Source organism: Herbidospora mongoliensis, from assembly GCF_001570545.1.
Lineage (GTDB): Bacteria > Actinomycetota > Actinomycetes > Streptosporangiales > Streptosporangiaceae > Herbidospora > Herbidospora mongoliensis.
The window spans coordinates 477,839-489,164 of sequence record NZ_BBXD01000008.1; the positions used below are offsets into that span (position 1 = coordinate 477,839).

Consider the following 11,326-nt stretch of genomic DNA (forward strand, 5'->3'; position numbering starts at 1 on the left):
GTTCCAGGCCAATCATCCCGAGGTCAGCGCATCGAACACGAACGACTGACCGAGCGACCGAAACGCTTCGAAATCAGGCCCAAAACCGGCATAGCCCCTGACGAGAAGGCATGTTCGTCCAGTTCCCTGAGAAGGATTTTCGGTCTCGTGTACGAAGCCACTGACCGAAATCCACCACAGACCGAGTGGCGCCATCCGCCACGTACCGACAGCGCGCCTTACCGGAATACCGCTGTTTCACTTGTCCTATTTGGTCAGGGCCATACGCCCGGATCAGCGAAAACAGCGGCCGGTGTGCCGCGATTCACTCAATGGTGCGGATGTGACTAACGCCCGGCGGCGATGTCCCTGCGGTGGAAGGAGCCCCGCATCTCGATGTGCCCCACCAGTTCGTACGCCCGCGCCCGCGCCTCGGCCACCGTGTCGCCGGTGCCGACGACGCTCAGCACGCGGCCGCCGTTGGAGACGACCCGGCCGTCCTTGAGCGCGGTGCCGGCGTGGAGGACGTAGGCCCCCTCGACCTCCGCGGAAAGGCCGTCGATGACGTCGCCCTTCACCGGGGCGTCGGGATAGTTCTCGGCGGCGACCACGATCGTGACCGCCGCGCCCGGACGAGACACCACGGCGGGCTGGGAGGCGAGTTCGCCGGTCGCGGCGGCCATGAGGAGGTCGGCAAGCGGCGTTTCCAGGCGGTCGAGGACGACCTGGGTCTCGGGGTCGCCGAAGCGCGCGTTGAACTCGATGACCTTGGGGCCCTTGGAGGTCAGGGCGAGACCGGCGTAGAGGACGCCTGTGTAGGGCATGCCCCGCCGGGCCAGTTCGTTGACGGTCGGGGTCACCACGGTCGTCATGAGGTCGTCGACCAGGCCGTCGGGGGCCCAGGTCAGTGGCGTGTAGGCGCCCATGCCGCCCGTGTTCGGCCCCTCGTCGCCGTCGTAGGCGCGCTTGAAGTCCTGCGCTGGGGGGAGGGCGACGGCGGTCTTGCCGTCGCACAGGGCGAACAGGGAGACCTCGGGGCCGTCGAGGTATTCCTCGATCACGACGCGCTCGCACGCCGCAGCGTGGGCCAGCGCGGCGGAGCGGTCGGTGGTGACGACGACGCCCTTGCCGGCGGCCAGGCCGTCGTCCTTGACGACGTAGGGCGCGCCGAAGGCGTCGAGGGCGTCGGCGGCCTCGTCGGGAGTCGTGCAGGTGAAGGCGCGGGCGGTCGGGACGCCGGCCGCCTCCATCACCGACTTGGCGAAGCTCTTGGAACCCTCGATGGCGGCGGGTTCGCGCGACGGGCCGAAGCACGGGATGCCGGCGGCGCGGACGTCGTCGGCGACTCCGGCGACCAGGGGCGCCTCGGGGCCGATCACGACCAGATCCACGGCCAGATCGCGGGCCAGAGCCGCGACGGCGGCGCCGTCGAGGGGCGACACGTCATGGACGTGGGCCACCTCGGCGATGCCCGCGTTGCCGGGGGCGCAATGCACCTCGGCGGGTCGGAGAGCACGGCAGATCGCGTGCTCGCGGCCTCCTGAACCGATCACCAGAACTCGCACCCACGTATTCTCGCAGGCCCTGGAACCGCAGTTATCCTGGGAGCATGTGATATTTTGGGTTCGCTTTGCGGTGTCAATTGGCGATTGGAGGTGGTACGGGTGTCCTCTGGCGATCCCGTCAGTACGTGCACGCGCACGTCTGACGTGCGCGACATCCCTCTCCATTTCCATATGACCGCCGCCCGCATGCCCGCGCCCGTGTAAGGGGTGACTCCGCTGTTCGCGCGGAGCATGTGAGCCCGGCTTTTGAAGGGACCCACATGCGCTCCGCCACCCTCTTCCCCCGGATCCGCACCCCTCGTCCCGTCGTGGTCTCCACGTCGGGTGAGACGAAGAAGTTCCCCTGTGTTCCGTCGAGCGACTCGCTCGTCACCTTCGGCGCCTACATCGGCGGCCGGAAGGTGGCCTGTGACGGGATCGCGCAGGCCGTCCAGATCGTCCGGCAGCACAACGAAGACGCGCCCAAGCCCGAGGCCTACGTCTGGGTCGGGCTCTACGAGCCCGAGGCCCCCGAGGTCGAGTGGCTGGCCGAGACGTTCGGGCTCCACCCCCTCGCCGTCGAAGACGCGGTCAAGGCCCACCAGCGGCCGAAGGTGGAACGTTACGGCGACTCGCTTTTCGTGGTGCTGAAGACGGTCGCGTTCCTCGACCACGAGGTGCTGACCGAGTCGGCCGAGATCATCGCCACCGGCGAGATCATGGTGTTCGTCGGGCCCGACTTCGTGGTGACGGTGCGACACGGCGCCCACAGCCCGCTCAGCGACGTCCGCGAGAAGCTCGAAGACAAGACCAAGCTGCTCAACCGGGGCCCGTCCGGGGTCCTCCACGCCATCGCCGACCACGTCGTCGACAAGTACCTCTACGTCGCCGACCAGATGCAGGCCGAGCTCGAAGAGGTCGAGGCGGCGGTGTTCGCCGAGGTCAGCTCGCGCGACATCAACCGGATCTACCACCTCAAGCGGGAGATGCTGGAGCTCAAGCGCGCGGTCGCGCCGCTCTCCACACCGTTCTCGCAGCTCTCGCAGCGCCGGATCATCCCCTCGGACATGCGCGAATACTTCCGCGACGTCTCCGACCACCTGTCGCGCGTGTGCGAGCAGGTGCAGTCGAGCAACGAGCTGTCCGACTCGATCCTGCAGGCCGCGCTCGCCCGCACCAACGCACTGGCCAACGAGGACATGCGCAAGATCTCCTCGTGGGTGGCGATCCTGGCCGTCCCGACCATGATCGCGGGCATTTACGGCATGAACTTCGAGCACATGCCCGCGCTCGACGCGGTGTGGGGCTATCCGGTGGTCGTCGGCGTGATGGTCGTCGCCTGCGCCCTGCTGCACCGGGCGTTCCGGCGCAACGGCTGGCTGTAAGAACACGGCGCTTGGGGGCTCCGCCGCGCCCTGGAACGCGGCGGCCGGCTTTCAGACCGCCGCGACCGCCTTCACGGAACGCGGCAACGGGATGCCGCGATCGGTCCACAGCTCCCGCATGCGGTCGGGATAGTCGGTGACGATGGCGGCCACGCCCAGGTCCAGCAACTCGGCCGCCTCGGCGGGGTCGTTGACCGTCCACACCACCACGGGCAGCCCGCGCCGGGCCGCGCCCGTCATGAGCTGACGGTCGACGAGCACCCGGTCGGGTGACAGCGCGGTCGCGCCGACCGCTTCGGCCGCGCCCGCGATGTCGACCACGAAGTCGCGGATGTCGAAGCCGGCCATCCACACGGGATCGATGGTCGCCGCTTCGACCAGCGCGTATCGGTGCGGTACGGCGTCTCGCGCCGCCACCAGGATGCGCCAGTCGAAACTCAGGATGGCCGAGTTGTCGATCCGCCGGTGCCTCGCCAGTTCGTCCAGGACCAGACCCGTGAAGATCTTCGGGTCGGCCGAGAGATCGGGCCGGGTGGGGTCTGACTTGAGCTCGATGTTGAGCCGCACGTGGTCGGCGCCGTAGGCGCTGACGAGCCCGAGCACCGCGCCCAATGTGGGCATGCGGGTGTCGGGCCGGCCGACCTGGGTGCGCATGAACGGGTCGTTCTCGCGAACGGGTCGGCGCACCCCCACGTCGAGGGTGCGCAGCTGCGACAGGGTGAGTTGGTTGATCGGCCGGCCCACCAGCTGTTCGCTGCCGGTGTCGCGGCTGGTGATCGGAGAGACGGTCAGGTCGTGACTCAGGACCAACTGGCGGTCGGCGGTCAGCACGACGTCGAACTCGAGGGCGTCGACGCCGATCTCCAGCGCGTAGGCGAGACCGGGCAGGGTGTTCTCGGGCCGCAGGCCGCGGGCACCCCGGTGCCCGTGCAACTCAACAGGTCGATGCACAACCGCGAACCCTACAAGGCACGCCGGTCGGTCCCCTGTATTGGGGCTCCCATCGGCGTGCCTCACATCACAGCAGGGTCAGACGAGCGACCTGATCTGCACCGTCTGGGTGCGGCCGGGACCGACGCCGATGGCGGACATGGGCGCTCCGGACATCTCTTCCAGCGCGTTGACGTAGGCCTGCGCGTTGGGCGGCAGGTCCTCGAAGGTCTTGGCGGAGGTGATGTCCTCCTGCCAGCCGGGGAACTCCTCGTAGATCGGCTTCGCGTGGTGGAAGTCGGTCTGGGTCATCGGGATCTCGTCGTGGCGCACGCCGTTGACGTCGTAGGCGACGCAGACCGGGATCTTCTCCAGGCCCGACAGCACGTCGAGCTTGGTGAGGAAGAAGTCGGTCACGCCGTTGATGCGGCTGGCGTAGCGGGCGATCACGGCGTCGTACCAGCCACAACGGCGGTTGCGCCCGGTGGTGGTGCCGTATTCGTGGCCGGTCTTGCGCAGCCACTCGCCGGTCTCGTCGAGCAGCTCGGTCGGGAAGGGGCCGGAACCGACTCGGGTCGTGTACGCCTTCACGATGCCGATCACCCGGTTGAGCCGCGTCGGCGGGATGCCAGAACCGGCGCAGGCGCCCCCGCTCGTCGGCGACGACGAGGTCACGAACGGGTAGGTGCCGTGGTCGATGTCGAGCAGGGTGCCCTGACCGCCCTCGAGCAGCACGAACTTGTCGTCGTCGAGCGCCTTACTGAGGATGAGCGAGGTGTCGGCGATGTGCGGGCGCAGCCGCTCGGCGTAGCCGAGGTACTCCTCCAGGACCTTGTCCTGGTCGAGCCCGCGCCGGTTGTAGATCTTGGTGAGTATCTGGTTCTTCTCGTTGAGGGCGACCTCGATCTTCTTGGCGAGGATGCCCGGGTCGAGCAGATCCTGCACCCGCACACCCATGCGGTAGATCTTGTCGCCGTACGCCGGCCCGATGCCCCGCCCGGTCGTGCCGATCTTGGCCTTGCCGAGGTAGCGCTCGGTGACCTTGTCGAGGGCCTTGTGGTGGGGCATGATCAAATGCGCGTTCGCCGAGATCAGCAGCTTCGAGCAGTCGATGCCGCGGGCGGCGAGCCCGTCGATCTCACCGAGCAGCACGCCGGGGTCGATGACGACCCCGTTGCCGATGACAGGCACCACGTTGGGGGACAGCACTCCCGTGGGCAGCAGATGCAAGGCGTATTTCTGGTCGCCGATGACGACGGTATGACCCGCGTTGTTGCCGCCCTGATAGCGGACGACGTAGTCGACGACGCCACCGAGGATGTCGGTGGCCTTCCCTTTGCCCTCATCGCCCCACTGGGCGCCCACGAGAACGACAGCCGGCATGGTCAATCTCCCGGAACAAAAACCAAAGCCCCTGCGCGCAAGCGACAGGGGCTCTTGCAAACCGAGACTACCTGAGGTGTCGGAAAAAGGGGATCTCCGGTCAGTTCGACAGCGCGTCGGCCGCTTCAGGGGACGAATCACGCAGGAACTGCTGGCAACGTTCCGCCTCGTCCTTCTCCCCGATCGCGTAGGCCGCACGGGCCAGCGCGTTCAGGCAGCGCAGGAAGCCCTGGTTGGGCCCGTGCTCCCACGGGATCGGCCCGTGGCCCTTCCACCCGGCGCGGCGCAACTGGTCGAGGCCCCGGTGGTAACCGGTGCGGGCGAAGGCGTACGACGTGATCGCGTGGCCGGCGGCGAAGTAGTCGTCGGCCAGCGCGCCCCAGGCGGCGGAGTAGGTCGGGAACCGGGCCGCCACGTCGGCCGCCTTGATCCCGTCCTCCATCATCTTGCGAGCCTCGGCGTTGTCGGGAAGCTGCGTGGGGGGCGGGCCGGCCAGCAGGTTCTCGTGCGTTTCCACAGCGGCTCCCGTTCTCGTGATCGGTCTTTGAACACTGTCTTACCTGTTAGTGGCAAACCGTAATCATTTGTTCCCGTGTATGCCAAAGGCCCGAATCTTCGCCGATCCGGGCCCCTTCACGCACGATACCTAGCTGAGCTTCGTGCCGGCCGACTTGAGGTGCTGGCACGCCTCGACGATGCGCTTGGCCATGCCGGCCTCGGCCAGCTTGCCGTAGGCGCGGGGGTCGTAGGCCTTCTTGTTGCCGACCTCGCCGTCGATCTTCAGCACGCCGTCGTAGTTCTTGAAGACGTGGTCGACGATCGGACGGGTGAAGGCGTACTGGGTGTCGGTGTCGATGTTCATCTTGATGACGCCGTAGGAGATCGCCTCGTGGATCTCCTCGAGCAGCGAGCCCGAGCCGCCGTGGAAGACCAGGTCGAACGGCTTGTCCTTGCCGTACTTGGCGCCGACGGCGTCCTGGATGTCCTTCAGCACCGACGGGCGCAGCTTGACCGCGCCGGGCTTGTAGACACCGTGGACGTTGCCGAAGGTGGCGGCGAGCAGGTAGCGGCCCTTCTCACCCAGGCCGACGGACTCGACGGTCGCGATGGCGTCTTCGGGGGTGGTGTAGAGCTTGTCGTTGATCTCGTGGGAGACGCCGTCTTCCTCGCCGCCGACGACGCCGATCTCGATCTCCAGGACGACCCGCGCCTCGGCGGTCTTCTCGATGAGCTCGGAGGAGATCCGGAGGTTCTCCTCCAGCGGCACGGCCGAGCCGTCGAACATGTGCGACTGGAACAGCGGCTCCTGGCCGCGGGAGACCCGCTCGCGGGAGATCTCGAGCAGCGGGCGCAGGAACCCGTCGAGCTTGTCAGCCGGGCAGTGGTCGGTGTGCAGCGCGACCGTCACGTTGTACTTGGCGGCCACCACGCGGGCGTACTCGGCAAGGGCGGTCGCACCGGTGACCATGTCCTTGACGGTGGTGCCCGACGCGAACTCGGCCCCACCGGTGGAGACCTGGAGGATGCCGTCGCTCTCCGCCTCGGCGAAGCCGCGCAGCGCAGCGTTCAGCGTCTGCGACGACGTCACGTTGATCGCCGGGTAGGCGAACCCGCCGGCCTTGGCCCGGTCGAGCATCTCGGCGTAGACCTCTGGGGTTGCGATAGGCATCGAAAGTGCTCCAATGAACGTGGATTGGTGTAGACCAGTATTCCGAAGCATGCCCGGATGTGTGAAGCGCCCCGGGTTGCCGCCGTTCTCATCATGCCGGGGTACGCTCTTGTCGCGATGGACCTCACGAATCTTCTCAGCGCCGAATGGTGGATCGTCACCTTCGGGCTCATCGGCATTCTCGTCATCATCTTCGCCGAGACCGGGCTTCTGATCGGCTTCTTCCTGCCCGGCGACTCGCTGCTGGTAGTAGCCGGAATGGGCGCGTCGGCGCAGGTGGCCTCGGCGGTCGGGCTCGACACGCCGTTCCCGTTGACGGTCCTGCTGATAGGCGCCCCCGTGTGCGCCATCGCGGGCGCCCAAGTCGGCCACTACATCGGCGCGAAGGCGGGTCCCCGCCTGTTCGCCCGGCCCGAGTCGCGCCTGTTCAAGCAGGAGTACGTCGACAAGGCGCAGCACTACTTCGAGAAGTTCGGCCCGGAGAAGGCCGTCGTGCTGGCCCGGTTCATCCCGATCGTCCGGACGTTCCTGAACCCGGTCGCCGGCATGCTGGGCATGAACCCCCGCCGATTCCTGATCTGGAACATCGTCGGCGGCGTCCTGTGGACCGACGGCCTGCTGCTCTTCGGCTACTTCATCGGCAGCCGGATCCCCAACGTCGACCGCTACATTTTGCCCGGCGCCGCGGTGATCATCCTGCTGTCGGTGATCCCGATCATCCGTGAGGTCATGAAGAACCGGAAGGCCGCCAAGCACGCGGCCAAGCTCGCTCCGGGCACCGGACCCAAGGGGAAGCACCACCGCGAGACCGCGTGAGACGGCGTGACCCGCGCCGATAGCCGATCGTAATATCTTACTTTTTGGGACAGCTCAGTCTTCCCAAGCGGTTACCGTCAGAAGAGTGGGACGACATAGGTCCGATCCGTTGGGGATCGCCCGGATCGTGCTCATCGTGATCGCGGTAGGCGCGCTGCTGTCGCTCGTCGTGGTGGGCGTCGTCGGGCTGCTCACCGCGACAGACCCGATCCAGGCCCCCGACACCCCGGTTCCCCCCGCGGCGTCCGCCCAGGCCGCACGGACCGCCCCGGCGACCCTTCAGATCGCCTGCCAGGTCGAGAGCTGCCCCGTGTTCGTCCGGATCCCCGGCGGCGACGTGTTGCTGAACGGGCAGCTCACGAAGGGTGAGCAGGTCGCCTACTTCGACGGCAAGCTCGACGTCGTCCTCGACGACGCCTCACTCGTGAAGATCTGGGAGAACGGAAAGCCGCGCCCCCCGGCACCGCCGGGGGAGCCCGCCTCCTTCACCGTCACCCGAGGCCAAGGTCAGCCAAGCTGAACGCCGACCGGTAGGGCACCCCGGCGGTCGCCAGGTTGGCGTCGCCACCCCGGTGCACGATCGTCGCGATGCCGACCACGACCGCCCCGGCCTCGTTCAGTGCCTGTACGGCGGTCAGCACCGACCCACCCGTCGTGGTGGTGTCCTCCACGGCCAGCACCCTGCGTCCGGCCACGTCGGGGCCCTCGACGCGGCGCTGGAGCCCGTGGGCCTTGCCTTCCTTGCGCACCACGAAGGCGTCGAGCCGCCGGCCCTGGGCGGCGGCGGCGTGCAGCATGGCGGTGGCCACCGGGTCGGCGCCGAGGGTCAGCCCGCCGACGGCCTCGAAACCGAGGTCTTCGGTCAGTTCGAGCATCACCCGGCCCACCAGCGGGGCGGCCGTCCCGTCGAGGGTGATGCGGCGCAGGTCCACGTAATAGGCGGCCTCCTTCCCGGAGGAAAGGGTCACCCGGCCGTGCACGACGGCCTTGCTCTTGATCTCGTCCAGCAGAAGCTCTCGATCAGTCATGACCCCCAGCGTATTGACCCTCTGAGTGAGTCAGTTTTCCTGACTGATGATCGTCACGTTACAGACGGCCTCAGGCGCGGAATCATCAGGCGGTCAACCCCGGGTAATCGTGAGGTAACATTGAGTGTGCAAATCGGGCAAAGCGACCCGCAATTGCTCGACGCCCTCCGGGCCGGCGACTCCGCCGCCTACGGCGCCCTCTACGAACGCCACCGCCCCGCCGCCCGCGCCCTCGCGCGGCACCTGTTCCGTTACGGGTCCATCGACGACGCCGACGACATCGTCGCCGAGACGTTCACCCGCATCCTCGACCTGATCCGCCGGGGCGGCGGCCCGAGGGGGGAGTTCCGCCCCTATCTGCTCGCCGCCGTCCGCCGCGCGGCCTACGACCGCGCCGACCGCCGCGACGTCCCCACCCACGAGATCGAGCGCTACGCCCCCGGCGAGCCCTTCGTCGATCCGGCGCTGGCGCGCTGCGAGCGGGCCGAGGTCGCCAAGGCCTTCCGGTCGCTCCCGGAACGCTGGCGGATGGTCCTGTGGCACACCGCCGTGGAAGACCATCAAGCTGCGGAGATAGCCCCGCTCCTGGGGCTGACGGCCAACGGTGTGGCGGCGCTGGCCTACCGTGCCAGGAGGGGTCTGAGAGACGCGTACCTTCGCACATAAGAGAAGGCAAGAACGGGACAAACTGGTACGGTCGCCGGGGAGACAATCGGCGGGATTCATCCTCGCGGCCACAGCCACCCGATTACCCTGAGATGGCCATGCTAAGGAAGGCGGTGTCGCGTGGATCGCTGCGCGCTTTTCGTCGACGCCGGCTATCTGCTGGCCGATGGCGCGATGGCCGTTCACGGTACCCGCCACCGTGAGGCCGTCACCTGGGACTATCCCGGCCTGCTCCAGCTCCTCACCAACCTCGCCCGCGAGCGCACCGGGCTGCCCCTCCTGCGCTGCTACTGGTACGAGGCCACGGTCGAGGGCCGCAGCACCCCCGAACACGACGTGCTGGCCGACATCCCCGGCCTGAAGCTCCGCCTGGGCCGCATCCGGCCGGGCCGCCGCGAGGGCGTCGACGCCCAGGTCCACCGCGACCTGATGACCCTGGCCCGCAATAACGCCGTGGCCGACGCGGTCGTGGTCAGCGGCGACGAAGACCTGGCCCAGGTGGTCAGCGACGCCCAGGATCTCGGCATCCGGGTCACCGTGATCTCCATCGCCTCCGACGGCAGCTGGGCCGTGTCCCGCACGCTGCGCCAGGAGTGCGACGACCTGATCGAGATGAGCAGCGGCCACCTCCGCCCGTTCGTCACCCTGGTGACCGGCGCAGACAGCATGGTGACCCAGCAGAACGGCGCCAGGAACACCGGCGCCATCCCGGCCATCAACGGCGCCCAACCGGCCCTGCTGCCGCCTGCCCCCGCGCAGGCGCCGCCGCCCCCGGTGGCCCAGTCGAAGGGCTCCCACGCGGCGCCGTCATCGAGGCCCCCGACGCCGACCTACACCTACAACCCGCCCCTCGAACCGCCCCAGCAGCCCGCGCCCCCGCCTCCTCCGCCGCCCCAGCCGCAATACCAGGGCTCCCACGGCAGCAGCGGTGACCGGGGAGCTGACAGGGGATCCGGCTACCGCGACGCGAACACCGGCAGCTTCCCCGCAGCTCAGATGGCCCCCTACTCGGGCCCGCAGTCAGCCCCGGTCGGCGCCGCCCACGGCGGCGGAACGACGACGCTGGCCGACGCCGTCAAGGCGGCCCACAAAGAAGGCCACGACTTCGGCGACTCGATAGCCCGCGACGCCCCGGCACTCTGGCTCGAAGCGGTCCTCGCCAGAAAACCCCGGATGCCCTCCGACCTGGAGGCCAGACTCCTCCAGGGCTCCTCACTCCCGATCGACTTCCTCCTCCACGACGAAGTCCGCCACGCCCTGAGAAGGGGCTTCTGGGACGCCCTGGAGAGGGCCCGCCGCTAACTCAGCGCGTCGAAGCCGGCCCGCAGGTTGGCGATGCGCTGGCCCAGGTCGGCCAGGGGGCCGGTCATGGGGGAGTCGTTGTTCTTCTCGGCGAGGTCGCGTACCCGATTGAGTTCCTCCTCGACCGCCGTGAGACGGCGGGAGAGCTCGGGCAGGACGGCCGGCTGGTCGCCGTTGCCCGGTAGCTCGGTGGCGAGGCGTTCGCGCAGCAGGGCGGCCTGTTCGGCCAGGCGGCGGTTCATGTTGTAGAGCTCGACGAAGACCGCGACCTTGGCCCGCAGGACCCACGGGTCGAAGGGCTTGGTCAGGTAGTCGACGGCGCCGGCCTGGTAGCCACGGAAGGCGTAGTCGGGGGCGCTGTCGACGACCGTCAGGAAGATGATCGGGATGTTCCGGGTGCGTTCGCGCCGCTTGATGTGGGCGGCGGTCTCGAAGCCATCCATTCCCGGCATGCGCACGTCGAGGAGGATCAGCGCGAACTCGGTGCTGAGCAGGGCTTTCAGGGCTTCTTCGCCGGAACGGACGCGAACGGGGGTCAGGTCGAGGGAACTGAGGATGGCCTCAAGCGCGATGAGGTTCTCCTCGCGGTCGTCGACCATGAGGATCTTCGCCCGGTCTGGCATC

At 68.3% G+C, this 11,326-nt stretch carries 12 protein-coding genes; 5 read left to right on the forward strand and 7 right to left on the reverse strand.

From position 1 onward, the window contains the following. Nucleotides 1–326: 326 nt before the first annotated feature. The gene (purD, locus tag AW272_RS02445) at nucleotides 327–1,544 is read right to left on the reverse strand and encodes a phosphoribosylamine--glycine ligase (RefSeq protein ID WP_066360636.1); all 1,218 of its coding nucleotides are present in this window, start codon (nucleotides 1,542–1,544) and stop codon (nucleotides 327–329) included. Between the two features lie 260 nt (nucleotides 1,545–1,804). Between purD and corA the strand changes: the two genes are divergently transcribed. Next, nucleotides 1,805–2,908: a magnesium/cobalt transporter CorA gene (corA, locus tag AW272_RS02450; protein ID WP_066360637.1), complete on the forward strand. Its 1,104-nt coding sequence runs from the start codon at nucleotides 1,805–1,807 to the stop codon at nucleotides 2,906–2,908. Between the two features lie 51 nt (nucleotides 2,909–2,959). Here the strand turns inward: corA and AW272_RS02455 are convergent, their stop codons facing one another. The 4 genes from AW272_RS02455 to fbaA form a co-directional block, all read right to left on the reverse strand. Beyond that, a complete protein-coding gene (locus AW272_RS02455) occupies nucleotides 2,960–3,859 on the reverse strand; it encodes a glycerophosphodiester phosphodiesterase family protein (protein WP_066360638.1) in 900 nt (299 codons plus the stop codon). 78 nt (nucleotides 3,860–3,937) lie between these two features. Beyond that, the gene (locus AW272_RS02460) at nucleotides 3,938–5,221 is read right to left on the reverse strand and encodes an adenylosuccinate synthase (RefSeq protein ID WP_066360641.1); all 1,284 of its coding nucleotides are present in this window, start codon (nucleotides 5,219–5,221) and stop codon (nucleotides 3,938–3,940) included. A 100-nt stretch (nucleotides 5,222–5,321) separates the two neighbouring features. Further along, complete coding sequence (locus tag AW272_RS02465; RefSeq protein WP_066360643.1) at nucleotides 5,322–5,738, reverse strand: DUF3151 domain-containing protein; 417 nt, start codon at nucleotides 5,736–5,738, stop codon at nucleotides 5,322–5,324. A gap of 129 nt (nucleotides 5,739–5,867) precedes the next feature. Next, nucleotides 5,868–6,890 (reverse strand): class II fructose-bisphosphate aldolase, encoded by a 1,023-nt coding sequence (gene fbaA, locus AW272_RS02470; protein ID WP_066360645.1) that lies wholly within the window; start codon nucleotides 6,888–6,890, stop codon nucleotides 5,868–5,870. Nucleotides 6,891–7,007: 117 nt separating this feature from the next. On the opposite strand from fbaA, the gene AW272_RS02475 reads away from it, so the two are divergent. Together AW272_RS02475 and AW272_RS02480 are read left to right on the forward strand one after the other, a co-directional pair. Continuing rightward, on the forward strand, nucleotides 7,008–7,706 hold the full coding sequence (locus tag AW272_RS02475) for a DedA family protein (protein ID WP_066360647.1): 699 nt from the start codon (nucleotides 7,008–7,010) through the stop codon (nucleotides 7,704–7,706). Between the two features lie 85 nt (nucleotides 7,707–7,791). Beyond that, a complete protein-coding gene (locus AW272_RS02480) occupies nucleotides 7,792–8,226 on the forward strand; it encodes a hypothetical protein (RefSeq protein ID WP_157518204.1) in 435 nt (144 codons plus the stop codon). On the opposite strand, the gene pyrE is transcribed toward AW272_RS02480, so the two are convergent. Then, nucleotides 8,198–8,734: an orotate phosphoribosyltransferase gene (gene pyrE, locus AW272_RS02485; RefSeq protein WP_066360651.1), complete on the reverse strand. Its 537-nt coding sequence runs from the start codon at nucleotides 8,732–8,734 to the stop codon at nucleotides 8,198–8,200. The two genes, AW272_RS02480 and pyrE, sit on opposite strands and share 29 nt — an antisense overlap. Before the next feature lie 126 nt (nucleotides 8,735–8,860). Here pyrE and AW272_RS02490 point away from each other — a divergent pair, with 126 nt between their 5' ends. Both AW272_RS02490 and AW272_RS02495 read left to right on the forward strand, forming a co-directional pair. Then, entirely contained in the window at nucleotides 8,861–9,400 is a 540-nt protein-coding gene (locus AW272_RS02490; protein WP_245657162.1) for an RNA polymerase sigma factor, read from the forward strand. 120 nt (nucleotides 9,401–9,520) lie between these two features. After that, nucleotides 9,521–10,702 (forward strand): NYN domain-containing protein, encoded by a 1,182-nt coding sequence (locus tag AW272_RS02495; protein WP_066360655.1) that lies wholly within the window; start codon nucleotides 9,521–9,523, stop codon nucleotides 10,700–10,702. Here the strand turns inward: AW272_RS02495 and AW272_RS02500 are convergent. Beyond that, complete coding sequence (locus tag AW272_RS02500) at nucleotides 10,699–11,325, reverse strand: response regulator (RefSeq protein WP_066360656.1); 627 nt, start codon at nucleotides 11,323–11,325, stop codon at nucleotides 10,699–10,701. The genes AW272_RS02495 and AW272_RS02500 overlap by 4 nt on opposite strands. Nucleotide 11,326 lies beyond the last annotated feature (1 nt).